28 protein-coding genes and 1 tRNA gene are annotated in these 25,735 nt (G+C 55.2%); 9 read left to right on the top strand and 20 right to left on the bottom strand.

Annotation, left to right across the window (positions count from 1 at the left end):
* Window positions 1-16: 16 nt before the first annotated feature.
* Window positions 17-784: an SDR family NAD(P)-dependent oxidoreductase gene (locus tag AB1A64_RS04170; RefSeq protein WP_366550276.1), complete on the top strand. Its 768-nt coding sequence runs from the start codon at window positions 17-19 to the stop codon at window positions 782-784.
* On the opposite strand, the gene AB1A64_RS04165 is transcribed toward AB1A64_RS04170, so the two are convergent.
* The gene (locus tag AB1A64_RS04165) at window positions 781-1,650 is read right to left on the bottom strand and encodes an acyl-CoA thioesterase II (protein WP_366550275.1); all 870 of its coding nucleotides are present in this window, start codon (window positions 1,648-1,650) and stop codon (window positions 781-783) included. The two genes, AB1A64_RS04170 and AB1A64_RS04165, sit on opposite strands and share 4 nt — an antisense overlap.
* A 49-nt stretch (window positions 1,651-1,699) precedes the next feature.
* Complete coding sequence (locus AB1A64_RS04160) at window positions 1,700-2,920, bottom strand: serine hydrolase domain-containing protein (RefSeq protein ID WP_366550274.1); 1,221 nt, start codon at window positions 2,918-2,920, stop codon at window positions 1,700-1,702.
* Between the two features lie 164 nt (window positions 2,921-3,084).
* On the opposite strand from AB1A64_RS04160, the gene AB1A64_RS04155 reads away from it, so the two are divergent.
* Complete coding sequence (locus AB1A64_RS04155) at window positions 3,085-3,690, top strand: 2-hydroxychromene-2-carboxylate isomerase (RefSeq protein WP_366550273.1); 606 nt, start codon at window positions 3,085-3,087, stop codon at window positions 3,688-3,690.
* On the opposite strand, the gene AB1A64_RS04150 is transcribed toward AB1A64_RS04155, so the two are convergent.
* Window positions 3,687-4,709 carry a phosphotransferase family protein gene (locus tag AB1A64_RS04150; RefSeq protein WP_366550272.1) on the bottom strand — a complete coding sequence of 341 codons (1,023 nt, stop codon included), beginning with the start codon at window positions 4,707-4,709 and terminating at the stop codon, window positions 3,687-3,689. The two genes, AB1A64_RS04155 and AB1A64_RS04150, sit on opposite strands and share 4 nt — an antisense overlap.
* A gap of 15 nt (window positions 4,710-4,724) precedes the next feature.
* A complete protein-coding gene (locus tag AB1A64_RS04145) occupies window positions 4,725-5,543 on the bottom strand; it encodes an SDR family oxidoreductase (RefSeq protein WP_366550271.1) in 819 nt (272 codons plus the stop codon).
* Window positions 5,544-5,660: 117 nt separating this feature from the next.
* On the opposite strand from AB1A64_RS04145, the gene AB1A64_RS04140 reads away from it, so the two are divergent.
* From AB1A64_RS04140 to AB1A64_RS04130, 3 genes are all read left to right on the top strand, one after another.
* Entirely contained in the window at window positions 5,661-6,674 is a 1,014-nt protein-coding gene (locus AB1A64_RS04140; RefSeq protein WP_366550270.1) for an NADPH:quinone oxidoreductase family protein, read from the top strand.
* Between the two features lie 93 nt (window positions 6,675-6,767).
* A complete protein-coding gene (gene aroQ, locus AB1A64_RS04135) occupies window positions 6,768-7,217 on the top strand; it encodes a type II 3-dehydroquinate dehydratase (protein ID WP_170348706.1) in 450 nt (149 codons plus the stop codon).
* Window positions 7,214-7,969 carry an autoinducer binding domain-containing protein gene (locus AB1A64_RS04130; protein WP_366550269.1) on the top strand — a complete coding sequence of 252 codons (756 nt, stop codon included), beginning with the start codon at window positions 7,214-7,216 and terminating at the stop codon, window positions 7,967-7,969. Before aroQ ends, AB1A64_RS04130 begins: the two co-directional genes overlap by 4 nt.
* A gap of 388 nt (window positions 7,970-8,357) precedes the next feature.
* Here AB1A64_RS04130 and tsf read toward each other — a convergent pair whose 3' ends face one another.
* The 5 genes from tsf to AB1A64_RS04105 all read right to left on the bottom strand — a co-directional run bounded on the left by tsf (window position 8,358) and on the right by AB1A64_RS04105 (window position 12,154).
* On the bottom strand, window positions 8,358-9,233 hold the full coding sequence (tsf, locus tag AB1A64_RS04125; RefSeq protein ID WP_366550268.1) for a translation elongation factor Ts: 876 nt from the start codon (window positions 9,231-9,233) through the stop codon (window positions 8,358-8,360).
* A 76-nt stretch (window positions 9,234-9,309) separates the two neighbouring features.
* Window positions 9,310-10,110, bottom strand: coding sequence for a 30S ribosomal protein S2 (gene rpsB / locus AB1A64_RS04120; RefSeq protein ID WP_170348703.1), 801 nt, complete (start codon window positions 10,108-10,110; stop codon window positions 9,310-9,312).
* 166 nt (window positions 10,111-10,276) lie between these two features.
* Window positions 10,277-11,131: a lysophospholipid acyltransferase family protein gene (locus AB1A64_RS04115; protein ID WP_366550267.1), complete on the bottom strand. Its 855-nt coding sequence runs from the start codon at window positions 11,129-11,131 to the stop codon at window positions 10,277-10,279.
* Window positions 11,118-11,873 carry a GNAT family N-acyltransferase gene (locus AB1A64_RS04110; protein WP_366550266.1) on the bottom strand — a complete coding sequence of 252 codons (756 nt, stop codon included), beginning with the start codon at window positions 11,871-11,873 and terminating at the stop codon, window positions 11,118-11,120. Before AB1A64_RS04110 ends, AB1A64_RS04115 begins: the two co-directional genes overlap by 14 nt.
* Before the next feature lie 98 nt (window positions 11,874-11,971).
* Window positions 11,972-12,154 carry a DUF3553 domain-containing protein gene (locus AB1A64_RS04105; RefSeq protein ID WP_170348700.1) on the bottom strand — a complete coding sequence of 61 codons (183 nt, stop codon included), beginning with the start codon at window positions 12,152-12,154 and terminating at the stop codon, window positions 11,972-11,974.
* 42 nt (window positions 12,155-12,196) lie between these two features.
* Between AB1A64_RS04105 and AB1A64_RS04100 the strand changes: the two genes are divergently transcribed.
* Complete coding sequence (locus tag AB1A64_RS04100) at window positions 12,197-12,793, top strand: histidine phosphotransferase family protein (protein WP_366550265.1); 597 nt, start codon at window positions 12,197-12,199, stop codon at window positions 12,791-12,793.
* On the opposite strand, the gene AB1A64_RS04095 is transcribed toward AB1A64_RS04100, so the two are convergent.
* The 9 genes from AB1A64_RS04095 to AB1A64_RS04055 form a co-directional block, all read right to left on the bottom strand.
* The gene (locus AB1A64_RS04095) at window positions 12,790-14,052 is read right to left on the bottom strand and encodes a glutamate-5-semialdehyde dehydrogenase (protein WP_366550761.1); all 1,263 of its coding nucleotides are present in this window, start codon (window positions 14,050-14,052) and stop codon (window positions 12,790-12,792) included. The two genes, AB1A64_RS04100 and AB1A64_RS04095, sit on opposite strands and share 4 nt — an antisense overlap.
* 46 nt (window positions 14,053-14,098) lie before the next feature.
* Window positions 14,099-15,205: a glutamate 5-kinase gene (proB, locus tag AB1A64_RS04090; protein ID WP_366550264.1), complete on the bottom strand. Its 1,107-nt coding sequence runs from the start codon at window positions 15,203-15,205 to the stop codon at window positions 14,099-14,101.
* A complete protein-coding gene (gene obgE / locus AB1A64_RS04085; protein ID WP_366550263.1) occupies window positions 15,193-16,227 on the bottom strand; it encodes a GTPase ObgE in 1,035 nt (344 codons plus the stop codon). The genes proB and obgE overlap by 13 nt, the downstream gene beginning before the upstream one ends.
* Before the next feature lie 37 nt (window positions 16,228-16,264).
* Window positions 16,265-16,801: a GNAT family N-acetyltransferase gene (locus tag AB1A64_RS04080; RefSeq protein WP_170358452.1), complete on the bottom strand. Its 537-nt coding sequence runs from the start codon at window positions 16,799-16,801 to the stop codon at window positions 16,265-16,267.
* A complete protein-coding gene (locus tag AB1A64_RS04075) occupies window positions 16,798-17,406 on the bottom strand; it encodes a LysE family translocator (protein ID WP_366550262.1) in 609 nt (202 codons plus the stop codon). The genes AB1A64_RS04080 and AB1A64_RS04075 overlap by 4 nt, the downstream gene beginning before the upstream one ends.
* A gap of 93 nt (window positions 17,407-17,499) precedes the next feature.
* On the bottom strand, window positions 17,500-17,769 hold the full coding sequence (gene rpmA, locus AB1A64_RS04070; RefSeq protein ID WP_010440093.1) for a 50S ribosomal protein L27: 270 nt from the start codon (window positions 17,767-17,769) through the stop codon (window positions 17,500-17,502).
* A gap of 11 nt (window positions 17,770-17,780) precedes the next feature.
* Window positions 17,781-18,398, bottom strand: coding sequence for a 50S ribosomal protein L21 (locus AB1A64_RS04065; protein WP_366550261.1), 618 nt, complete (start codon window positions 18,396-18,398; stop codon window positions 17,781-17,783).
* A gap of 209 nt (window positions 18,399-18,607) precedes the next feature.
* Window positions 18,608-19,408 (bottom strand): DUF2059 domain-containing protein, encoded by an 801-nt coding sequence (locus AB1A64_RS04060; protein ID WP_366550260.1) that lies wholly within the window; start codon window positions 19,406-19,408, stop codon window positions 18,608-18,610.
* Entirely contained in the window at window positions 19,408-20,250 is an 843-nt protein-coding gene (locus AB1A64_RS04055) for a DUF2059 domain-containing protein (protein WP_366550259.1), read from the bottom strand. The genes AB1A64_RS04060 and AB1A64_RS04055 overlap by 1 nt, the downstream gene beginning before the upstream one ends.
* Before the next feature lie 123 nt (window positions 20,251-20,373).
* Between AB1A64_RS04055 and AB1A64_RS04050 the strand changes: the two genes are divergently transcribed.
* Window positions 20,374-20,463: transfer RNA gene (locus AB1A64_RS04050), tRNA-Ser, on the top strand.
* Window positions 20,464-20,795: 332 nt separating this feature from the next.
* On the opposite strand, the gene AB1A64_RS04045 is transcribed toward AB1A64_RS04050, so the two are convergent.
* Window positions 20,796-22,112 (bottom strand): PLP-dependent aminotransferase family protein, encoded by a 1,317-nt coding sequence (locus AB1A64_RS04045; protein WP_366550258.1) that lies wholly within the window; start codon window positions 22,110-22,112, stop codon window positions 20,796-20,798.
* A 106-nt stretch (window positions 22,113-22,218) separates the two neighbouring features.
* Between AB1A64_RS04045 and AB1A64_RS04040 the strand changes: the two genes are divergently transcribed.
* Together AB1A64_RS04040 and AB1A64_RS04035 are read left to right on the top strand one after the other, a co-directional pair.
* Window positions 22,219-23,385, top strand: coding sequence for an MFS transporter (locus AB1A64_RS04040; RefSeq protein WP_366550257.1), 1,167 nt, complete (start codon window positions 22,219-22,221; stop codon window positions 23,383-23,385).
* Window positions 23,386-23,926: 541 nt separating this feature from the next.
* Entirely contained in the window at window positions 23,927-25,207 is a 1,281-nt protein-coding gene (locus tag AB1A64_RS04035) for a serine hydrolase (protein ID WP_366550256.1), read from the top strand.
* A gap of 79 nt (window positions 25,208-25,286) precedes the next feature.
* On the opposite strand, the gene AB1A64_RS04030 is transcribed toward AB1A64_RS04035, so the two are convergent.
* Window positions 25,287-25,735 (bottom strand): hypothetical protein (locus tag AB1A64_RS04030; RefSeq protein ID WP_366550255.1); only part of this gene is annotated, 449 nt, incomplete at its 5' end.

Here is a 25,735-nt window from a genome sequence, read left to right as displayed (position 1 = left end):
CGTTTGAATAAGCTGAATGGAACTGCGCGGAAAAACTGTGGTTGTCACCGGTACCGCTCAGGGTATTGGCAAGGGCTTGGCGGAGAAGTTCGCAAAGGACGGTGCTACTGTTATCTGTTCAGATATCGACCTGCGGGGCGCAAAATCCGTGGCCTCACAAATCGGAGGTCACGGATTGGCCTGCGATGTGTCGAGCGAAGACGATATCAAAACTCTGATCAACACTGTTGAAAACGAAATTGGACCCATTGATCTTTTCTGTGCCAATGCCGGTATCCTGACGCTTGGCAGTCTGGATGTTCCTGACCAGGACTGGGATCGCATCTGGAAGATCAATGTAATGTCCCACGTCTGGACTGCGCGCCATATGGTGCCGCGTATGATTGCGCGTGGCGGTGGTTATATCATGATCACGGCGTCTGCGGCTGGCTTGCTAAATCAACCCGGCGCCGCACCCTATGCCGTCACAAAGCATGCGGCAGTCGGATTTGCCGAGTGGCTGTCAATTACATACGGCCAGAAGGGTTTGCGCGTGTCTGTTCTGTGCCCACAGGCGGTTCGCTCCGAAATGACGCGCGGGCATGAAACTTCGGTCGCTGCAATAGACGGCATGTTAGAGCCTGAAGAAGTGGCTGATGCCTGTGTTTCAGCTATTCAGTCCGAGCAGTTTCTGGTTCTGCCGCATCCCGAGGTTCGGGATTACATGCAACAAAAAGCTGGTGACTACGATCGCTGGCTGACCGGAATGCAAAAGCTAAATCAGCGGTTTATCGAAGATACCTAAGGTTTGTGCCGCACCTTGCGCATCAAACCTTCCTGCGCCACCGAAGCGACCAGTGTGCCGTCTTGGGCATAAATGGACCCACGATTGAAATTGCGCCCCTGCCCGCTCCATGGAGAATCCATTGCGTATAGATGCCAGTTTTCGAAATGTATCGGCGCGTGGAACCACAAAGCGTGATCCAGGCTGGCACCGTTGACGTCTCCGGCAAACCAACTTAGCCCATGCGGGCGCAGGCCGGACGTCATCAGGTACATGTCAGACGCATAAGCCAGAATCAGATGCTGCGTCACCAGATCAGTTCCGGCGGCAGCTTTCATGCGAAACCAGATCTGGTTTCGGTCATCCGATTTTTCAGGCGCAAATGGGTTTTGGTGATCCACTTCGCGCACCTCGATTGGGCGTTCTCGCAGCAGTTCGCCGCGTAATTTTTCCGGAACCTGATCTACATATCGTTGGCGTAATTCCTCGCGAGCCGGATAAGCCTCGGGCGCTTTGGTCTGCGGCATGGCGTGCTGGTGATCCCATCCTTCGTCCTGAACATGAAATGAGGCTGACATGTTTAGGATTTGCTTGCCATGTTGGATTGCAACGACGCGACGCGTGGTCATGGAACTTCCATCTCGCGCTCTATCGACTTGGTAAATAACAGGAATAGACGGATCTCCAGCGCGAATGAAGTAAGCGTGCAGTGAGTGACACAGGCGATCTTCGACAGTTCGATAAGCCGCCGCTAGGGCCTGAGCGATCACTTGACCACCGAATATGCGGGTTGGTGTTTCACCGCCGGATCCGGTGCCGCGGAACAAATCAACCTCAAGCCTTTCGATGTCCAAAAGGTCCAGAAGGATACGTTCTGCTTCGGTCATGTTGCGGTCTCCGGATGTTTTTCAGTCTTGGGTATCAGCGGTCAGAACGTCATTCAATCAATGCCCCGAGGACAAGCGCCTTTAACTCTGCCCGCGATGGGTATGAACTGGAGGGTGACAGTTGGGTGAAGAAGACTGTGGTCAGGTCGTTGACCCGGTCGATCCAAAAATATGTCGACGCCATGCCGCCCCAGCCAAAATCCCCCAATGAGCCCAGCACTCGGGTTCGACCGGGGTTTATCACCACGGCACCGCCCAAACCGAATCCGGTGCCCTCCATGGGCTGTTCTGCGAAACTTTGCGGTCCCATTGCGGCGATGTCGCCTGGCAAATGGTTGCGCAACATGTAGTCGACGGTTTTGGGACCCAAAAGACGATGGCCAGCGCCCAGTCCGCGATTTCGCAACATTTCCGTAAACCTAGAATAGTCGTCGATCGTCCCAACCAAGCCGCCACCACCCGAAAAGGTTGTCGCGTTTTCGAACGGAGACTCCTTGGCTTGATCAACCAGCCGCAGGGTCTCGGCACCGGTTTGGGCCGAATTCAACGCCATCGCGTCCCCGGCCAACGGAGTGTACAGCGACGCAAACCGATCCCCTGCCCCTTTTGGCACTGAAAATCCGGTGTCCTTCATTCCAAGTGGTTCAAGTATTTCCGTCGCGAAAAACTGATCCAAGGTTTGACCCGAAACAACCTCGATCACGCGGCCAATAACGTCGATGCCCACGGAATATTCCCAGCGGGTTCCCGGTTGGAACGCCAGAGGCAGCCCAGCGAGGTCGCGAACGCGGTCGGCCAGAATACCCTGATCCGGTTTGAACATAAGGTCCTGTTCATCCATCGTTTGGGGAAGCACTCCGGGGTTGAAGGGATAGCTGAACCCACTTGTGTGCGTCAGAAGTTGATGCAGCGTCGGTGTAGGTGCGTCTTCGGTCTGATCCAGCCGCTCGGCCCCTGGAAACAGAGCTTGCATACTGGAAAATTCTGGCAGAAATTCTGATAGTTGCGCGTCGAGGTGAAACAAGCCTCGCTCGGCCAGCATCATCAGAGCGACAGTGGTGATCGGTTTGGTCATTGAATAAATGCGCACAACTGTATCGCGTTGAAAATCCAGATCGTCTTCAACGCTTCTTTTGCCGCAGGCGTTGAAAAACACCTCGGAACCTCTGTGTTTCACCAACAAGGAGCTGCCCGCGTATTTTCGCTCATCGACGTAACGCTGCATCCAGTCGGCAACGCGGCTCAGGCGGTTCGCGTCGAAGTTTGTCATTGATGAATAACCCTTTGGTACATAGACGCGATCTTGCGGGCTTACGTGCTGAATTGACAGGGAAATCGACCACAGGGCCTGCAAGCCTGCTAAACTAAGGTCGTAGCGGATTCGCTTGTCACGAGTTGGTTCATTTCTAGTGTTCAAATTCTCGGAGGAGCAACATGGCGCAACATATAGATTTTGTTTATGATTTTTGCAGTCCTAATGCGTTTTTGGCGTATAAGACCTTGCCGGATTTGGCAGGCAAATACGGTGCGCAGGTGAACAATGTGCCGGTCCTGCTGTCGACGGTTTTCAAGGTAACCAACAACCAAAGCCCGTTTCAGGCCTTTTCGGAAAACCGCCAGAAATCGGCCTATCTGACTCATGATCTGCATCGATTTGCGCGCACGCGGGGCCTGAGCTTTCACATGAGTCCTCATTTTCCGATCAACACCAAGTTTGCCATGCGTGGTGCTGTATTTGCGTCCGGAAAACCCTGGGAAGACAAGTATATGAACGCTGTTTTTGATGCCATTTGGGTGCATGGTCAGAAGGTCGATGAACTGGGTGTTCTGTCTGAAATCATGCAAGAGAACGAACTGCCAGCGCGTAAAATACGCGAGGCGATGACCAGCGTCGACATCAAGCAACAGCTGAAAGACCAGACCAAGGCCGCCGTGAAACGCGGTGTGTTCGGCGTTCCCAGCATGTTTGCGGGGTCCGAGATGTTCTTTGGCAAAAATAGCCTTGGAAATCTTGAGTTGGAGCTGTCAAAGACGCCTTAACCTTCTATCGCGTCCAGCCCGTGGCGTGCGAACATCGGAACATACGACCCAAGGATCGTCGCCCGTTTCGGATCGGATGCATTCCCGTCCTGCGCGCGTTTGAAGACCCCCTGCAAAATCGCGGCCATACGAAAGAAGTTGAAGGCTAGATAAAAGCCGAAATTGTCGATCCCGGAAAGGCCACGACGCTGGCAATACTGATCGATAAATGCTTGATCTGATGGCAGGCCTAGGCTTGCCCGATCAATTCCGGCCAGACCCCTGCCCTCGGCGCCCGGCGGCATCTGCCACTGCATGATCACTGCCGCCAAATCTGCGTACGGGTGCCCGATGGTCGACAATTCCCAATCCAGAACCCCGATGCATTTTGTTCCGTTTTTTTCAAACATCAGATTGTCGATGCGGTAATCACCATGCACCAGTGTTCTTTGGCCGTCATCTGCAGGTATTGAACCTTCAAGGGCGGTCATCAGCGCATCCATCTCGGGGATTTTTGCGGTCTCAGAGGCGCGGTACTGTTTGATCCAGCGTGTGATCTGGCGTTCAAAGTAGTTTCCGGGTGGGCCATAGTCAGACAACCCAGCGGTGTCGATATCAACTTCGTGGAGGGCGGCCAGTACACGGTTCATCTCATCCAGAACGGCGGCGCGGGTGGCATCGGTTTCCCCGCTCAATGTAGGTTCCAGAAACACGCGCCCTTCCAGATGCTCCATAACGTAAAAAACAGACCCGATGACATTGCCATCCTCGCAAAGCAAGTACATCTTGGGGACCGGTACGGCACTGTTGGCCAAAGCGCTTTGAACTCGGAACTCCCGATCAACTGCGTGGGCAGATTTCAATAACGAACCCGGAGGTTTGCGTCGCAGAACATAAGACTGATCGGGTGTCTTCAGCAAAAAGGTCGGGTTGGATTGCCCTATCTCAAACTTTCTTGCCTGCAACGGCCCACAGTAGCCCGGAAGATGCGCTTTGAGGTACGCATCCACAGCCGTCAGATCCAAAGTCGTGCTGTCCATCTTGCGCCTGTATCCTCACAAAGCTTCGGCAAATATGTTCCCGGCCGTCTCGACGTTGATTCCACCGGACACCGGGATCACTGCACCGGTGACATAGCTGCCGCCACGACCGCATAGGAACAGCATACAACCGGCAATATCCTCATCGCGCCCAACCCGACCCAAAGGAACCGAGTTACCAACCCTTTCGCGTGTCTCTTCATCAGCCGTGGCAAAGGCGGTCATCTTCGAGACGAACGGCCCCGGTGCCAGCGCGTTGACCGTGATGTGGTAGGGTGAAAATTCCTTGGCCATGATCTTGGTCAGGTGCAGCACAGCCGCTTTCGAAGCCGAGTAGCTATAGGCCCCATCTCCCATCGGCACCTCACCCATGACCGAGCCCACGTTGACCACTCGCGCTGGGTCGTCAACCGAGCCTGATTGCATCAGCATCGGCAACAGTTTTTGGGTCAATTCGAACAAGCCCGCGACATTGACCGACATAACTTTATCCCAGGCCTCATGAGGGAATTGCCCCATCGGCGCACCCCAGGTTACGCCTGCATTATTCATCAGGATATCAAGGCGATCTGTTCGCTTGTTAACCTCGGATACAAGCGCTGCGATCCCGCCTTTGGTTGCAACATCACCGCCAAACCCTTCGGCATGACCTGGCGCGTCCAAAGAGTTCAGTTCAGCCGCTACGGCTTCGCAGGCGTATGCCTTGCGGGATGCGATCAGAACACGCGCACCTGCCCGCACCAAAGCCTCGGCTGCCATTCGTCCGATGCCTGTTGCGCCACCGGTGACAAGCGCGGTTTTGCCTTCCAATGAGAATAGCGTGTCGGGGGTCATGGTCTGCTCCTCGGTACAGTGGTTATCGACACGTTAGGGAAATGGTTGATTTCTTGACAACTCATTGGTCCGCGCCAAAGTTCCTCTTAACCGAATAACAGGAATAACAGGATTAATATGCAAGCTTTACTCAGCGTCGCGCCGGGCGGGCCAGATACATTAGAGCTGACCACCCTGCCCAACCCGATACCGGGCAAAGGTGAATTGCTGATCGGGGTCAGGGCCGCAGGAGTCAACTTCCCCGACACGCTGATCATTCAGGACCTCTATCAGATCAAGCCACCCCGACCCTTTGCCCCGGGCGGTGAAATCGCCGGGGATGTTCTGGCCGTTGGTGACGGCGTGACCGGTTTCAACGTCGGAGACCGTGTTCTGGCGCTGACCGGGCATGGAGGGTTTTCAACACATCTGACAATCCCAGCTGCAACCGCCATTAAATTCCCAGACTCGATGACATACGAGGATGCGGCCTGCTTTGTCTTTACCTACGGCACGTCCTATCACGCGTTGAAAGACCGCGCTGCCCTGCAGCCCGGGGAAACCCTGTTGGTGCTGGGCGCTGCCGGGGGTGTCGGGTCTGCTGCGATCGAGTTGAGCAAGGCCATGGGGGCACGTGTGATCGCCGCAGTCTCCTCGCCCGACAAAGCGGATTTTTGCCGAGATTTAGGGGCGGATGAAACGCTTATTTACTCCCGTGAGATGAACAAAGAGGCGCAAAAAGAATTCTCATCTGAAATCAAGGATTTGGCGGGGCCGTTGGGGGTAAATGTCGTCTATGATGCTGTGGGTGGAGATTACGCGGAACCTGCGCTGCGCAGTATGGCCTGGGCCGGGCGATATCTTGTGATCGGTTTCCCGGCGGGCATTCCCAAAATACCATTGAATCTGCCATTGCTGAAAAGCTGCCAAGTTGTAGGGGTTTTTTGGGGTGCATCCGTGCTGCGCGATCCTGTAGGGCACTCGAAAAATGTGAATGATTTGTTCGAGTTATACGGCGATGCTCGTATAAAACCGCGGATCAGCGCCAAATATCCGCTCAACCTTGCCTCCAAAGCTTTGACTCATCTGGCCAACCGTTCTGCCCTTGGTAAGATCGTGGTGACAATGCCTAAAAGGGCCGAAAATGATTGACGGTTTCTTTGATCGCTCGCCCTATGCGCGCGTTGGCCGGTGGACATTCCCACCTGTTCGCGTTTAAGAAACTGTTATGGGAACAGTGAAATAATGCATAAAGCTCTGATTTTGAATGGCCCGAACCTGAACCTTTTGGGCACCCGACAACCTGAGGTTTATGGAAGCACCACGCTGGAGATGGTTGAGAATCTGTGCGTCAGCCACGGATCTTCCATCGGTCTGGACGTGTCGTGCTTTCAGTCAAACCACGAAGGTGCCCTGATTGATGCCATCCACGCGGCCAAGGGGGATCAGGACGGCATTGTTCTGAACGCAGGCGCTTATACGCATACCTCAATCGCCCTGATGGATGCGATTGCGTCTGTCGAACTGCCGATGATCGAGGTTCACCTGTCCAACATCCACGCCCGCGAAGAATTCCGGCACGTGTCCTATATCTCGAAGGTGGCGATCGGCCAGATTTGTGGCTTTGGCCCGCAGGGCTATGTGATGGCTCTGGACGGATTGGCGGCGCATCTGAAAGGCGGGTCGACTGCATGAAGCTGAGCGAATACCTGCACTTTCTCAGCTATACCAAAACTTTGGAAGAGCTTTGGGACGCCCATTGCCGTCAGATGGCCGAATACGGCTTTGATCGACTGATCTATGGCTACACCCAGTTCCGCACCGAGACATCGCTGGGTGATCCAGAGGATTTCGTGATCCTGACCAATCACGGAAAGTCCTATCTGGATGGATTCCTGCGTGGTGGCCTTTATTTTCATGCTCCGATGTTGAAATGGGCGTTAAGCAACGAAGGTGCCGCCAGTTGGAATATCGCCCAGGATTTGGTGTCCAACCGCGGATTAACACAGCAAGAACTGGACGTTCTGGAATTCAATCGAAAGCACGGCGTTGCGTTCGGATATACGGTCAGTTTCACCTCGGTTTCGATGCGTTCCAAGGGGGCGATTTCCCTTTCCGCCGGAAATGCGACCAGCCAGGACGAAGTGGATGCGATGTGGGATGAGCATGGTGACGATATCCTGCTGATGAACAATGTTGCGCATCTTAAAATCCTCACCCTGCCCTATAACGCGCCGAACCGGGCGCTGACCAAGCGCCAGCGTGAAGCGTTGCAATGGGTCGGTGACGGCAAGACCACCCAGGACATTGCCCTGTTGATGGGGCTGACATCGGCTACGGTCGAAAAACATCTGCGATTGGCGCGCGAGGCGCTGTCGGTGGAAACCACCGCTCAGGCCGTTCTGAAGGCGTCACTACAGAATCAGATGTTCGTTATGGAGGCCTAGGGTTCGAGAATTGACGCTGAGTTGCGTCAATTTACCCTAGGTAAGGAAATCATGACTTTCCAATCTGGGGGGCTGGTTGCAAAGTGAGAGTGTTCCGTGAGTGGTGGCTTTAGCCAGGGAACATTTGGTTGGATCTTTGTAATACCAAGGCTCTCCAATCGCTCTGACATAAAGGCGCCTATTTGTCCGCGTCAGTTTGTCGGAATTTTGGGGGGCCTCGACCATCCCCATCATGCGGGGCCCCTCATACCTTTCCAGAAAGGTTCAGGACGCGAGTGCGTCCTTTTTTATTGACTAATGGCTTGAGTAGTCCAACAAAAAACCGGCCACGACTTGCGCGACCGGTTTCTTTGGCTCCCCGAACTCCGCAGAGTTCGGGAATGATTTTTTAGCCTTGTGCGGCTTTGGCAACTTCGGCTGCGAAGTCTTCTTTTTCGACAACGATGCCTTCGCCAACTTCCAGACGGACAAAGCCGGTGATGGTTGCGCCTGCCTCTTTGGCCGCTGCTTCAACGGTCAGGTCAGGGTTCACAACGAAGGACTGGTTCAGCAGCGTGGATTCCGCGACGAATTTCTTCATGCGGCCAACGATCATCTTTTCGATCACCTGCTCCGGCTTACCGGATTCGCGGGCGATGTCCATCTGAACTTGCTTTTCTTTCTCGACGATAGCCGGATCCATGTCCGCTTCGGACAGGGCCGCCGGGTTCACAGCTGCGATGTGCATCGCAACCTGCTTGCCGATGGTTTCGTCACCGCCGGACAGAGCAACCAGAACACCGATTTTGCCCATGCCGTTGGTGGCCGCGTTGTGGACATAAGACACAACAGTGTCGCCCGACAGCTTGGCCATACGACGGACCGACATGTTTTCACCGATAGTGGCGATTTTGTCGGTCAGGGTGTCCGCAACGTTCTTGCCGCCCAGATCAGCAGCCAGCAGCGCCTCGACATTGTCGACGCCTTCTGCGGCATACGCGATCTTGCCAACCATTTCCTGGAACTCGGCGTTCTTCGCGACAAAGTCGGTTTCCGAGTTCACTTCAACAGCAACACCGTTGCCACCGTCGACGTGGACTGCAACCAGACCTTCAGCTGCGGTGCGACCCGATTTCTTGGCCGCTTTGGCCAGACCTTTGGTGCGCAGCCAGTCAACGGCTTCGTCCATGTTGCCTTCGGTTTCAGTCAGCGCTTTTTTCGCGTCCATCATGCCTGCGCCGGTCGAGTCGCGCAGTTCTTTAACCATTGCTGCTGTGATTGCCATCTTTGGCTCTCCTCAATTCAAACGGAATTGGGGCAGGTCATACCCTGCCCCATATGTCATTTACGTGACGGGCAGCTTACGCTTCGGCTTTGGCTTCCGGCGCGGCTTCTTCTGCGGGTGCTTCTTCGGCAACGGCTTCTTCAACCGGTGCTTCTTCGAATGCGCCCAGGTCAACGCCTGCTGCACCCATCTGAGCAGTCATGCCGTCCAGAGCGGCACGTGCGGCCAGATCGCAGTACAGAGCGATTGCGCGCGCTGCGTCGTCGTTGCCGGGGATGATGTAGTCAACACCGTCGGGCGAGCAGTTGGTGTCGACAACAGCCACAACCGGGATACCCAGTTTGTTGGCTTCGGCGATCGCCAGTGCTTCTTTTTTGACGTCGATGACGAACAGCAGATCCGGAACGCCGCCCATTTCACGGATACCGCCCAGCGAAGCCTGCAGTTTGCCCTGGTCACGTTCCATGCCCAGACGCTCTTTCTTGGTCAGGCCCTCGGCGCCCGATTCCATTGCTTCGTCGATCTGGTTCAGACGGTTGATCGACTGGGAAACGGTTTTCCAGTTGGTCAGCGTGCCGCCCAGCCAGCGGTGGTTCATGTAGTACTGAGCCGACTTTTCAGCTGCTTCAGCGACGGGCTGAGCTGCCTGACGCTTGGTGCCGACAAACAGAACGCGGCCACCTTTTGCGACGGTGTCACGAACGGCTTGCAGAGCCTGATCCAGCATCGGAACGGTCTGAGTCAGGTCCATGATGTGGATACCATTGCGCGAGCCGTAGATGAACGGGCCCATGCGGGGATTCCAACGCTGTGTCTGGTGACCAAAGTGAACGCCAGCTTCCAGCAGCTGACGCATGGTGAACTCGGGAAGAGCCATGCTATTTTCCTTTTCCGGTTTACGCCTGGGCGGGGGTGAAAGAAGCGGATGCTCCAACCGGCGGTCTTGATGAGGATGTCTCCCTCAAAAAGGCCAAACCCCGCCTGCGGGTTTTAATGGCGCGCGTATACGGCAGGTTTTCGGCTAGCGCAAGGGCTTTTCGCCCTTATTTTTCGAGCCGTGCCAGTGCATGTGCTTGGCGCACGGCCTCTTCACAATATGCGGCCAACGCCTTGCGGCTTTCGAAATCGCTAACCTTGGCCGGTGCATGATAAATCAATTCAACCGCACCCTGTCTGCGCGCACCCAGCGTTTTCAAAAGGTGTGGGGCGAAATCCATATCTCCCCACCAGCCATAGAAACGGTCGGGTTGTCCCTTGGGCGCGTGATACACGACCGAAACGGGCTGAATGTACATGAAATCTTGCAATTCATCCGCGAAGAATGCAGCGAAAAGTGTTGTTTTAAAGGGTAAAACACGCAACCCATCAGTCGACGTCCCTTCAGGGAAAAACAGTAATTTGTGGCCAGCCTTCAGGCGGGTCTCGAACACTTTTGTCTGCTCTTTTGCTCTCTTGCGGTCCCGTTCGATGAACACGGTGCCGGTTGCGCGGGCTAGCCAGCCGATACCGGGCCATTTTGCCACTTCGGCTTTGGATACGAAATAGACACGCTTGCGCGAGTTCAGCGCGAAAATGTCCAGCCACGAGCTATGATTGGCGACCACGGCGCCGCGTTGCTGCATCAATTCACCCGAGGTTCGCAGTCCTATCCCGAGAACTCGAAACGCGTTACGGCAGACAAACTGCGAGATAAACGGCGTTACGGGGCGGCGCACGCCGTACATTGGACGTTCGATCATGCGCACGACCAATAGAACCAACAACCCCCCAAACACCAATACGGCCAGTGGCAAACCGCGGAGCAAAACCAACATCCACCCTACCAACCCCAGTTTGATGGGGTCTGGTTCATCCTCACTGTTCCAAAGCGGTTCGTTCACCAAACTATGTCCCGCCATAGATGCGTTTTTGCCGCTCGTTCATGCGGGCGGTATCAAGGATCAGGCAAACATCAGTGGTGTTGAAGGAATGGTCGATAAACGCGCCTTCACCTACGAAACCGCCGAGGCGAAGATAGGCCTTGATCAGAGCTGGAACCTGAACCATCGCGGCACGGCGATCCAAGTTGCCAGGTGCAACAAGATTCATAGATTCAAATACTTCAGGCTGTGCCCTCACCCTCAAATCAGGCGGTGCTAGATGGTTGTGATGCAGCATAGACAAGGGCTGCGCCAATTCCTGAACATCCGTTCCGTGAAAGCTGGCGACACCGAACAGAACTTCGATCTTACGTTCGTTTACATACCCTGCCAATCCGTTCCACAGGTGATACATCGCAGTGCCCCCGCGATAGTTCGGATGGAGGCAGGACCGCCCCAGTTCCAACAGCCTGCGACCGCTTTGCTTCAAAACAGTCAGATCGTATTCATCTTCGGAATAAAATTGCCCCAAGTCCGCAGCACGTTCGCCCGGTAACAGCCTGTAAACACCAATAACTTCGCCTGTCAGGTCGTCTATCGCCAGCATGTGATCAAAATACGGATCGAACTTGTCACGTTCCAGCCCGGCGTCATGATCCACCATCTCTCCGCCACCGCCCAGTTCGCGAACAAACACGTCATAGCGCAGCCGTTGGGCAGCGCGCAGCTCGTCCTCGGTCTGTGCAAGTTTGACGGTAAAGGAAGGGCCTGCGTCCGGCATTTGTGGTTCCGTTCTTGTTTGCGCGCTGATACCGCAGTTTCCGTGCGGATGGCAACAAGGGCGGATATGCGGGATCGTTAACCTTTCCTAAACCAGTTTCACAGATCAAAGACTGGCATCAGGGCGATGCGCGTTCCGTCAATCACCACTTTCCCCTGCTCGCGAAAGTTCACGGTGATCTTGCCCCCAATGTTGGACTGCACCTGTCCAACGCCCCAATCGGGGTAATCGGGGTGGCGGACGTACATGCCCGGTGCAAGAATAGCATTTAGGTCTGTCATACAAGGGCTCCGGTCCGACGGCAGATGCAGCAGGAGGTACGCATGAGCGACACCACAGTCAACCTGGCCGAGTTGATCGGTTCCCGGATCTGTCACGATCTGATCAGCCCCATCGGGGCGATCACCAACGGTCTGGAACTGCTTGAGATGGTTGGCGCAGTCCAGGGTCCAGAGATGGAGCTGATCTCGGGCAGTGTTGGCAGTGCCGGGGCGCGGATTCGGTTTTTCCGCGTGGCGTTTGGTTCGGCCAGCGATCAGCCCTTAGGGCGAACCGAGGTGTCGGAATTACTTAAGGATGTCGAACGCGCGGGCCGTGTGCGCGTCAACTGGCGCCTGACCGAGGCGGTGCCGCGTAATCAGGTCAAGTTGGCGTTTCTGGCGTTGATGTGCTGCGAAAGCGCTATGCCTTTTGGGGGCGAAGTGACCATCGATCAAAATGGTGAAGGCTGGACGGTCACAGGATCAGCCGACAAGCTGAATGTGGATAATGACCTTTGGAAAAATCTGCCGACCGGGCGATTCCCAAGTAAAGTCACGCCCGCACAGGTGCAGTTTGCACTTTTGCCAAAGACTGCCACGTCGGTGGGACGGCGGGTTGCGGTGGATACCACCTCAACCCGCATTGTGATCCGGTTTTAAGACCGGGTCGTTCCATTCCCGCGCACAAGATATTGAAAGCTGGTCAACTGCGCTGCGCCCACCGGGCCGCGCGCATGCATCTTACCGGTCGCAATGCCGATCTCGGCGCCCATTCCAAACTCACCCCCATCGGCGAATTGGGTTGAGGCATTGTGCATCAGGATCGCACTGTCGAGCCGTTCAAAGAACCGTGCAGCAGCGGTCTCGTCCTCGGTCATGATGCAGTCGGTATGGTCCGAGCCATTTAGGCGTATATGCGTGATGGCTTCGTCAATATCAGCGACCGGTTTCGCCGCAATGATACTGTCGAGGAATTCCTTACCCCAGTCATCGGCCGTCGCGGCAACGGTGCCATTCTGGGCCAGCGCACCTTCGGCGTGAACCTCAACACCTGCGGCCATCAGCGCGGCGATAACGTCGCGCCCCAGTGTTTCTACCACGTCCTGATGGATCAACAGACACTCAGCCGCACCACAGATACCAGTGCGCCGGGTCTTGGCATTCAGGACCACATCAAGCGTTTTCTGCGGATCGGCGGCCTTGTCGATGTAGATATGCACGATGCCTTCAAGATGCGCGAAGACGGGTACACGCGCCTCGCGCTGCACCAGCCCCACCAGGCCTTTACCCCCGCGCGGGACGATAACGTCGACATAATCAGTCAACGTCAGCAATTCCTGAACCGCAGCGCGGTCCCGTGTCGGTACCAGTTGGATGGAATCCTCGGGCAGGTTCGCGGCCTTTAGCCCTTGGACCAGACAAGCGTGGATGGCACCAGACGAATGAAAGCTCTCGGACCCGCCACGCAGGATCACGGCGTTGCCCGACTTCAGGCACAGAGCGCCGGCATCTGCTGTCACATTGGGGCGGCTTTCATAGATCACACCGATCACACCCAAAGGCGTGCGCACACGCTGGATATGCAGACCCGAGGGCATGTCCCATTCGGTCAGCACCTCACCCACAGGATCAGCCTGATCCGCGACCGTGCGCAGGCCGTCGACCATGCCCTGAATACGTGCCTCATCCAGCATCAGGCGATCCATCATTGCTGGGCTCAGACCTTTTTCGCGTCCGAATTCCAGATCTTTCTTGTTGGCCTCGATGATGTCGGCACGATTGGCCCAAACCGCGTCTGCGGCTGCGATCAAGGCTGCATGTTTCCGTTCGGCGCTGGCAAAAGCCAATTCGGCCGAGGCTTTCTTGGCGCGTTTTCCAAGATCGGCCATCAGTGTGGGAATGCTGTCGAAATCCTTCATCTCAGGTGCCTTTCGGTCGGTCTTTTGGTGTTCTAACATCGAACGGCTACCGCGCCAAATCGTCTCGGTGGATCAACACGGCCCTGCCCGGATAACCCAGAGTTGCCTCGATTTCCGAGGATTTTCGCCCCTTGATCGCGTCTGCCTCTTGCGCGGTATAGCGGCTGAGGCCCTGCGCCAAACGCCGCGCTTCTGGGTCCAGAATGGCGACCGGATCGCCCCGGCCAAAGTCTCCGGTCACTTCGACGATCCCGGCAGGCAACAGGCTTTTGCCATTGCCAAGCGCTCGCGCCGCGCCCTCGTCCACCACAATTTCACCACGCGGCTTCATCGCCGAGATCCACCGTTTCCGGGCCGCGTGTGGGTCCAGAGTCGCGGTGAACCAAGTGCAATTCGCACCGTTTTCAAGTGATTTCAGCGGGTTCAGCGGCGAGCCTTCAGTAATCGCCATATCACACCCGGCAGCCGTCGCCATCTTGGCGGCCAATAGCTTGGTCTTCATTCCGCCTTTGGATAGGCCCGACCCGGCATCACCAGCCATCTGTTCGATCTTGGGCGTAATTTCTTCGATCACGTCGTAACGCGTGGCCGAGGCGTCCTCATTCGGGTTGCCGGTATAGAAACCGTCCACGTCGGATAACAGGATCAACTGGTCCGCGCCCACCGTGACAGCGATCTGTGCGGCCAGGCGGTCATTGTCGCCATAGCGGATTTCATCTGTTGCGACCGTATCGTTTTCGTTGACGATAGGCACGACACCCAAACTCAGCAAAGTTTCCAGCGTCGCGCGTGAGTTCAGATAGCGGCGGCGGTCCGCGCTGTCCTCCAACGTCACCAAGACCTGCGCGGTAGTGATCTTGTGCGGCGTCAATGCCTCTTCATAGGCGCGCGCCAGCCGGATTTGACCCACCGCAGCGGCAGCTTGGGATTTCTCAAGCGGCAAAGCCTCCATCGGCAAGCCCAACACCCCACGACCCAGCGCGATGGACCCGGACGACACCAGAATCACATCCGTCCCCTGCCCCTTTAGCCAAGCCACGTCCTGCGCCAAGGAGTGCAACCAGTCCGAGCGCAAAAGGCCCGTGTCCCGATCCACCAGCAAGGCGGACCCGATCTTGACCACCAGTCGCTTGGCTGAGGTCAGGGTTGCCACGTCTTCGTCTCCTCAACGGGCTTTTGCCGCAGGCGGTTTTCGTCGATCTGGGTACGCAATGCGCGCAGAACCTCGGTCACGCCCAGATGCGCCACACCGGACATGGTCATGACGGGGCCGCCGACGGCCTCTTCCAACTCGGCCTTAGCCGCTTCGCGTTCCTCATCGTCCAGTGCATCGACCTTGTTCAGCACCGTAATGCGAGGTTTCTCAGCCAGTTCGCCGCCATAAGCCTCAAGCTCGTAAATGATGGTCCGATAGTCATCAGCCACGGTCTCAGACGTTCCATCAACCAGATGCAGCAGAACGGCGCAGCGTTCCACGTGACCCAAGAACCGGTCTCCTATACCACGCCCTTCGTGGGCACCTTCGATTAGGCCGGGAATGTCGGCGACGACAAATTCAACGTTATCCACGCCGACCACACCCAGATTCGGGTGCAGCGTGGTAAAGGGATAGTCCGCGATTTTGGGACGAGCATTGGACGTTGCGGCCAAAAAGGTCGACTTGCCCGCATTTGGCATGCCCAGCAGACCCACATCGGCGATCAGTTTCAGCCGCAACCAGATGGTGCGGTCGATCCCCGCCTGCCCCGGATTGGCACGGCGCGGCGCTTGGTTGGTAGCAGATTTGAAGTGAAGGTTGCCGAATCCGCCATTGCCGCCTTTAGCCAGCAAAACCCGCTGACCGACCTCAGTCAGATCGCAGATGACGGTCTCTTCGTCTTCATCCAGTATCTCGGTACCAACCGGTACCCGCAGAACGATATCATCACCGTCTTTGCCGGTGCGCTGCTGACCGCGACCAGGTTGGCCGTTCTTGGCGAAAAAATGCTGCTGATAGCGGAAATCGATCAGGGTGTTCAACCCGTCAACGACCTCGGCCCAGACAGATCCGCCTTTACCGCCATCACCGCCATCGGGACCGCCGTATTCGATGTACTTTTCGCGCCGAAAGCTGACGCAGCCGCCACCTCCGGCACCGGACCGGATGTAGACCTTTGCAAGATCGAGAAATTTCATGACTGTCCCCTACTGCAAAGGCCCCATCGGCCACAAGTCAGAGTTTCTTAGTATACGTCCAGGTGGGCACATTCGCATCACGCGCCACCGAATAAGTTTCGGCATCACCCAGATATTCAAACCCGCAATGGGTCAACACCCGCGCCGAGGCAGGATTGTCCTGAAAAACGCTGGCAAACATAGTAGCGTTTTCCAACGGGTTGGCATTGACCAGCGCTTCGACCGCCATCGAGGCAACACCCGTGTTCCAATAGACCGGCGCGACCCAATAGCCCACCTCGGACTGGTTGCGATCCAGGCGCGTCAGCGAGATCAGGCCGATCAGCTCGGGACCGCCATCTTTGGTGGCATCCATTGCCCAGACGTCTTCATCGCGTTCTTCGGACATCGCGCGCGTCACAAAAGCTTCGGTCGAACCCGGTGGCAGCGGATGTGGAATTGCTGTGGTCATGCGCGCCACGCGCTCATCACCTGCATAGTGTTCAATGAGACCCAAATCCGACCGGCGCAATGGACGCAGATCGAACCGCTCGGTTTCAATGACCGGCTGGTTTATTATTGCCTCAAGCTTCATGAGTGCGTTCCTCCTCCGAACAACACGAATAATACGGACGCAACGGTGAGACTGGCTAACGTCCACATCAGATATTTTTCAATTGGCCGTCCTTCAACCGCGTGGGCAATTCTATCGCCCGCAAATGTCCAAATTGGATGAAGAACCAGCTGACAAAACAACAAACAGAGAGCAATCGTTACTGTGGCCTCAATACTGGGCGTCCCTGCCGCCACAAACCCGGTGAATCCGGCAACGATCATTGCCCAAGCCTTTGGATTCAAGGGATGAACGATCAAACCGGCCAAGAACCCGGGTGCTTTGCCATCAGCCTGCTGACGCGACAGGCGTGTGTTGGCAATTTTCCAGGCAAGCCACATGATATAGGCTGCTGACGCGTATTTTAGCGCCGTAAATACCCCGGGCGCCTGATCGGCCAGTTGCAGCAGGCCAAAGCCCACAGGCCAGATGATCAACTGCTTACCCAGAATGACGCCTCCGACAAATGGAAGCGCCGCCCGAAAACCATAGCGCGCACCTGTTCCCAGCAGGACCATATTGGCTGGTCCTGGGGTGCCGACCTGACTGGCGGCGAAAATCAGGAAACTTGTGGTTGCGACGGGCATAGGTACGTTCAATCAAAACTACGTTAAAACGAGAAAGGGGACCGGCATTTTCTGCCGGTCCCCCAAGAATTTTCAAACCTTATGGGTTTCGGCTTACTCTGCGGCCTCCGCCACTGGCAGGACCGAAATAAAGGTGCGGTTTTTGAGGCCTTTGTGGAACTTCACAGCGCCATCAACAGTTGCAAAGATGGTGTGATCTTTGCCCATGCCTACGCCTTCGCCCGGCCAAAACTTGGTGCCGCGCTGACGCACGATGATGTTGCCTGCGATGGCGGCTTGGCCACCGTACAGTTTCACGCCAAGGCGACGACCAGCTGAGTCGCGACCGTTACGGGAGGAACCGCCAGCTTTTTTATGTGCCATTCTCTCTCTCCTTAGCCTTTAGCCAGTTCTTTGGCCTGCTCAACCCATTCGGGTTTCACTTTGATGGTGTCGATAGCAGCAATCTGCTCGTCCGACAAGGCGGCCAGAGCGGCAAAGCTCTCGATACCAGCGTCGGCCAGCTTTTTGGCAGCGGCCGGGCCGACACCGTTCAGGGCTGTCAGATCATCAGCGGCAGCAGCAGCGGCAGGTGCCTCTGCTTTGGCATCGGCTTTCTTGGCAGGCTTTTTCGCCGCCGGAGCAGCTTCGCCAGCCGGTGCCGAACCGGTTGCAGCTTTGATGCCCGATTTGTCAGCGCCCGACGCCAGGATGTCGGTGATCTTGACCAGAGTCAGTTTTTGACGGTGGCCAACGGTACGCTTCGAGCTGTGCTTACGACGACGTTTGACGAAGTTGATGACCTTGTCACCTTTGATCTGTTCGATCACTTCGGCCTGAACGCCTGCGCCTTCAACGAAAGGTGCGCCAACAACCGGAGCGTCACCGCCCAGCATCAGAACATCGTTGAATTGAACTTTTTCACCTGCGTCGGCAGCCAGCTTTTCAACACGGAGCACATCGCCCGCCTGAACCTTGTACTGCTTGCCGCCAGTCTTGAGGACCGCAAACATGCGTCTTTCCTTTTCCAAACCGCGTTCTGTGGTCCCCGTTTGGGTGTTTTGGCTTTCGCCACCTCGAACAGCGCGCCCTTTTTCGGGCTGTGTGACGACCCGCAGGAAAAGCCCTTTGGGTCAATAATAACGAGACCCGGCGCGGAAGAACCGGCCGGGATGCGCGCTTATCCAAAGATTGCGGGGGAAAGTCAACATCAAATGCGCCGCTAAAGGTCCGATCCTTTCAGCACCTGAGCGACCGCCTGACCCAGCTGATAGTAGATCGTGTCGAACATCCGGTTAAAGCTTTCAAACAGGGCCGTGTTGATCGCCTTGCCCGTTTCTGTGCGCGAAAAGGCGATGTTCTCGCGCATTTGGCTGTCGGTCAGTGGCTTGTACGCCAGCAGAAAGAAGGAATACAGCCACATTCGGGTGTCTTCGGTCACGCTGTCTTTTTCCTCCAGCAGCTGTGCCAGAAGTTCCCCGTCGTCCCCGCCAACCCCCAGGCTCATCCCGCGGAAAAAATTGTAATCTGCACTGATGGAGTTATGCACATTCTCGTCAATCAGATTGTTGACCTGAATATACTCGTCGACCAGACGATACAGTTCCGAGCTGCGATCACCGGTTATATAGACGTCCTGCGCCATTTCTTCGATGGCTTCATCCGCTAAGGCGACGCGGGCAGATAATTCCAGCGAGGTGATAACCTGCCCCAAATCGCTTTCGAAAAACAGGATGGCGCGGTCTATCTGGCTTTCGGTCAGGGTTTCCGCGAACACACTTTCGACCTGATCACGCATTCTGTCCGCGTCGTAAATCCGGTCCACCTGATCCAGAAAAACCGGGCCGCCATTGTTGTTCAGAAACGTTTGCTGCAGGTCCTGCCCAAGTGTACTGCCTTCGTCCCGCAGGATGTCGATGACCGCGTCCACTTGCAGCGCCTGCATCAGTTGTTCGACCTTTTCCTCGGCCTGCAAAGGTATGGCCCAAACGAACAAGGCTAGGAACGCTGCAATAAGACGCATCAGATATCCTGTGCCGGGTGCAGGTCCGCCATCCGTGTGGCAAGAATTTCGAATTTCATGGCCATGATTTCATATTGCACTGCATTCAGCAGCTCATAGACCTCTTGCATCAGCGGCTGCTCCAGCGCATCGGCATAGGCGTTCACATCGGCATCGGAAAAATCCTGATACGTATAGGCAGCCCCGGCCAGGGCCGATAACTGCAGCGCCTGTCGCATGCTGGTTTCGTTCTGGCGCATCATCAGGCGCAGTTGATCAGCGTCCAATTGAAGATCAATCACCCCCGAGGCACTGGCAGCCAGCAGAAACCGCAGCTGGATCTCTTGTAAGGCCCGCAAGGCCGTCCCGCTTGAATCAATGGCCCTGTTCATGCGTTTGAGGCTTTCAACACGGTGCGAGCCGTCCTTGATCAACTCGGCCACGATCTCCTGCCCCTGCTGCTGCTTGGCCTCGTCATCATCCAGCATATGCGAGGCGTTTTCCGCTTCGACCAGACGCTGCCCCAGGTCCGAGGCGTAAAACTCCACCGCATGAAGCAGCGCCTCATCTCTGAGTGTCTGCTCCAGAATCGACACGGCGGTTTCATGCATGTCTTCGGTGTCGAACACTTCTTCGGTCAGGCGGGCCCAATCGGAGCCGAAACCATCCGGGTCTATACCCAGCATCTGCGGCGCCGACGCAGAAGAGAGAGCGATACTTTCCAGCGCCACGTCAAAACCGGTTGTGGTCAGAAACGCTTCGATCCGGTCTCGCCCGGCGGCAGAGGATGGCAAAGGTGCCATGGCCAGTGTCAAAAGCAATAAGAATAGGGTCAGAGCGGAGCGGCGTAGAGAATAAGTCATACTTCAAAGCCTAGGCGTTTTGTGCCGTCTGGCAATGGAAAATCCCGTCATAGTGAATTTCGGGAATTTTCTGCTTGCACCCCCGCGCGTTCCTCACTAAATCCCCCCCTCACAGACCCCCGCGGAGAGGTGCCGGAGTGGTCGAACGGGGCGGTCTCGAAAACCGTTGTGGGTGCAAGCCCACCCAGGGTTCGAATCCCTGTCTCTCCGCCACTACCCCAATGAAAAGAAATGATAATTGGCGCATTTCGGGGCGTGGTGCGATTTCCATTGTTGCGACAGTCTGGGGCCAAAGGTGTCATACTATGACCCCTTTTGGGTCTTCCGGCTATGCCAACTATGCTCCTGTCGACGCCTACTATGTCACCTTTGACCCCTTCTCACATCCTTTCAGGAAATCAAAAAGGGACTACGCGTCTGCGGGATCCCTTTGGAATTCTGCGGCTTTTGTTGAGCTTCAACAGATCCCGTTGTCGCAATCAGCTTGGATTGCGGCGAGGCGGGACATCCGCTTCACCTGTACTGATGTCTGCTGTCAGAGAATTTTATGATATCGAAGTTTCTTCGATAACGTCTCGGACGGCTTCAAAGATCCCTGCTAGCTCATCTATCGGGAGACCGCCAAAAGCTAGTCGCAAGGCTTGAGGAACGGCAACTGTCGTCGCAAATGGCTCTGCCCCGGACACTGAGATACCGCGTTCTTTCAAACGCGTGACAATAGGCTCGGCTCTGACACCCTTTTCCAATTGCAGCCAGGCAAAGCCTGCGTTGTGATGCGCGAGAATATCCGATCCACCAAGAACGGCCCGACAAATCTGCTGACGTTCAGCACCATCCCGCCTCCTGGCATCTTCGGATTTGGCGAGCGTGCCGTCTTCGATCCAGCCCGTGACCAGCCCGGAAATCAAAGCTGGAGCGTTCCAGGTCGTCGCTCTGATCAACTCAAGTAATCTGTCGATGTGTGATTTGGGGGCAATCACGTATCCGAGGCGCAATCCCGTCCCAATGCTTTTCGAGAATCCGCTCACATAAACCGTCCGCTCCGGCGCAACGGAGATGAGACTTGGTGGTGGGTCAGGTTCGAGGAAGGCATAAGAGGCATCCTCAATGATCAACAGGTCATGTTTGCGAGCGATCTCAATCAGTCGTAGTCGTGTCGCGGCATCCATAACCGTGCCTAACGGGCTATGGACAGTCGGCATAACATAGATCGCCCGCAGTTTGCGTGCGCAGCATTGTCGTTCAAGATCCTTAGGGTTCATCACACCGTCACTGCCTTCGACCGGAACGAGTTCGAGACCCTTCAGCGCCGCGACGGATTTGAAGCCGGGATATGTTATAGTGTCGACCGCGATTGCCTCACCAGATCGAAACAGTCCGAGTGCAATGGTCGCCAACCCATGCTGTCCACCAGATGTGATCAGAAGGCACTCCGGATCAATGGGTCCGAGGGTGCTCCCGAGGCTTTCTGCTATGATCCGGCGTTCATGCGCTCGCCCGCCGTGAGGTTGATAGCGCAGCATCGCCTCAAGGTCGCCCGCTGATGCAAGTCGCCGGAGCCCAGTGCGAAGCATATCAGCATCAGATGCATCGCCCGGCATGTTGAAGATAAGATCGACAAGGCCATCGGTGGCGGTCTGCTGAACGCCAAGCGTTGGCGGCAATCCGAGGTCGCGCACGAATGTGCCGCGACCGGCTTCACCAATAATCAGACCTCTCTTTTCAAGCTCTCTGTAAGCGTTCGTTGCGGTTGCAAGAGCTACACCAGCCTGATCCGCAAATGCTCGATGCGTTGGTAGCTTTGTGCCCGGAGCCAGATTGCCATCCTGGATCGCGGTGGAAAGCATGTCGGCCAAACGCACGTACCTGGGTTTCTTCATAATCTCACTGTACCTAGTACAATAGAAAAATTGTCATATATCTTTCTTCATGGCATTTCGATCTCAAGTCAATCTTCGAGGTCTGCCCATGCTCAAAGTGATCCCGATTTCCTTTCTCGCCCTTAGTCTATTCACGGTGACATTTGCTGTGAACCTTCAGGCCCCTCTCTATGATGCCTACGCGGCGGAAAGTAATGTGGGTGCGACGGCCGTAACGATAGCGTTTGCGGCTTATGTCGGGGGTCTTATGCCAACGCTTTTGTTGCTCGGCGGCCTTTCAGACCGGTTTGGACGGCGGCTTCCGATAGCCTTGGCACTGATCCTTGGCACCACGGCGACAGCGCTACTTGTGCAAGCCCCAAGCTGGATTAGTTTGGTGATCGCACGTTTCATGCTTGGGATCGGCACCGGCCTCGCGACAACAGCTGGAACCGCCTACATGACAGAAATCCTGGGTGCTGACCGTGCCAAGAATGCTGCTCTCATTGTGACTTCGGCTACGTCTCTTGGATTTGGCGGTGGCGCGCTGGCAACCGGTATCAGTCTCGGCCTGCAAGGTCATACGCTGGTACCGGCCAGCTACATTGCACTATTCGTCGCGGCTCCTGTCCTGGCGATTATTGCCCTGACATTGCCCCGCATCGACAAGTCAAGGCCAGTCTCACTTTTGCGCCTTCCGGTGTTCCCTTGTGGAACATGGGTCTTTGGAGCGGCAATGGCACTGGCATGGTCCACAACAGGCATGACCATCGCTGTCGTTCCACTGGAGCTGGCTGCAAACGATTTCGGAGGATGGGCCGGCCTCGTTATCTTTCTGGCAATCTTCGTGGGGTTCCTTTGCCAGCCGATTGCACGGCGCATGACCAACGGCCGCGCTCTCGCTCTGGGTTTCCTTCTGATCCCACTTGGCTTCTTGGTTCTTCTAGCCGGTGTTTGGATGAAAGTGCTGGCATTTGTTCTTTTTGGCACCTGTATCACCAGCGCAGCAAGCTACGGTTTCACCTATCTGGCCTCCTTGGCAGAGGTCTCCTTGCGTGCGCCGGATGATCGGGCACGGGCAACAGCGGGACTGTTTGTCTACGCTTACTTTGGCTTTTCTCTTCCGGTGATCGCTAGCGGAGCACTTGCGGATATGTTCGACCTTCAATCAGCGATGGTGGTGTTTGCGATAGCCCAGATCACTGTGACTGCGGTCATCGTACTAGTATGGAACCGGAGGCCAGAACCTTCTGCGGCCGCAATCAATGCAGGATAAAAAGTTGCTGATGCAGTCCGAAAACAATGAGGTTGCACCGTGAAACTTCCTGCAAAACAGCCATTCTTGCTTCCCCCAGCATTGGTCGATGAGGGCTCGTTCTAGAACTCGGAGCAGACGCAGCAAAAGCCCCTGCCCTGTTTTCTACGACATACCCAACGGCCCAAAGGAGACATCCAGGGCACCGCTCGGATGCCGCATCGGCGCCCGCATTGCCGCCATTCGCTGCAGCCGCAAAATCTGGTCTGGTTTGAACTCACAGATCACGGACAAAGCCGCCTTATGCTCATCGCTTTCTGGTAACTGGTCTCACACCGAAGCGGACCTTCATTTCGAGCTTTACATCCTCCGAGATGCGTACGAATCGGGCATTGCTTAAGGCGACTAACGCACAGTATCTGCGATCCGTCGCTTGCGACTACTAAACTGTCCTACCAGAGATTAATTCTCAGTCGTCTGACAGCCTCTGGCCCAAACACAAGGGGCTAGACACCAGAGCTGAAGCGTGGCTGGATTGTTTAGTCGGACGGAGATCCCCAAAATGAAAAGAAATGCAAACAAGCTGTTAGTGACTTCCGCTATTGCTATCGCTCTTTTGGCCTCCGGTGCGGTATTTACTGCTTCTACACAACCAGCAAGCGCAGAGGCTGGTTATTTCTGGGATGAAACCGTTGAGTCTGTAGATAGAAGCCCTTGGATATTTGAAGGCATAAATGTTTTTGGCGAATTGGCACGAGTTCCACCGTCAGATTGGGTACGTACTTTGGAAAAAGCGGCATACCCAACTGAGCTTGAGACTTTTGTTTTCACAGCTAGCAATAATGAAGAACAGAATATCAACGATTGGTTGCATCAAACACATACCGATAGCTTTTTGATTTATCACGATGGCAAATTGGTCGCTGAAAAGTACTTCAATGGCATGAGAGCTGATACGCCTCACCGCATTCACTCGATCACTAAGACAGTGTTGGGTATGGCAGCAGGGCTGGCGGTTGAGGCGGGAGAATTAGATCCCAAAAAGCTGATCACCGAATACCTGCCAGAGTTGGAAGGCCCCGCATTTAAAAATACAACGGTTAGACACCTACTTGATATGACCGCTGCTGTTGATTGGAAAGATGCTTCTAGCGGCTACTTAGACGACGCCGGTGATCTGTTCTGTGCGTTTGGTCAGGACCTCTCTGAAAAAGTTGAAATTTGTGATACAGAGTCTGGCGTTAAGGAGTACATGATCTCTCTTAGTGATCGCGAGACCTTGGTAGAAGACGGTGAAGTTTATAGTTACCGTTCAGTGCTATCTGCGCTGCTGGGTATGGTTATCGAGTCGGCGACTGGAGAAAGCTATCTAGATGTACTGGCCGAGTTGTGGCAGGACATCGGTGCTCAGGACCCTGCATATAGCGAACTAGGACCCAAAAGGATTGTGCAAACGAGTGGTGGGTTATTTACTAGCTCTCATGACCTATTGCGATTTGGCATAATGATGCTGGACAACGGAAAGGTTAACGACACTCAAGTTATTCCTCCAGATTGGATAGCTGACACGATTCAAGCAAATGATGACGTTATCGCAGCTTATGAGAAAAGCGCATATGCAGAGGTGTTTGAAGGCTTCCACTACCGTAATCAAGTTTGGGTGAAAGACAGAGAAAAAGGTGCGTTTTACGGCATTGGTGTCTATGGGCAGCTGTTGTATGTGAACCAAAAAGCCAATGTGGTTATGGTGAAGCTATCAAGCCAGCCAGACGTTCAAAATACACCTATGTACCTGGACTCTATGGTTGTGATGAAAGGTATTGCAGAGACTTTGAGTAAATGAATTTCAGATTATTTAAATCTAGTAAGCTGAGCCAAATGGCTCGGCTTATACTACGGAAAGACTTAACAGTGTCGTCGGGTCAGTACCGAGTGACCTCAACTGCGACCGCAGCAAACACCACACCAATCAAAAGTGCCTTAGTATTCACTGCCGAAAGGCTGGGCAGTTTAACCCGAAGAGACAGGGCTATTATCACACCCCCTGTTAACCCAGTCGCAATTGAATAGATCATGCTACTTTTGTCCGCGTTGAGACCGATCAATATGCCGACTGCAAGCGACGCGACAAAGTATGCCCGTAGCCATCCAGACATGTGTCCCGGGTGGGTCTTATAGAGAAAGACATTCACCCCAAACAAATGCAATGAATAGGCCAACGTTCCGATAGCGTACAGCTCAGGAGATGTTCCCGTCGTTTGCATGACTGTAATGGCAAGCAAGCAGTTGTAGGTCCCGAGGGCCACTGTGTCCAAGCCAAGCGACAACTTGTTGTCGGCCCCTACGTCGCGACTGGCCTCCAGCAAGTAGT

Source organism: Ruegeria sp. ANG10 (genome assembly GCF_040705255.1).
GTDB lineage: Bacteria > Pseudomonadota > Alphaproteobacteria > Rhodobacterales > Rhodobacteraceae > Ruegeria.
This window is presented reverse-complemented; position numbering and strand designations above follow the sequence as displayed.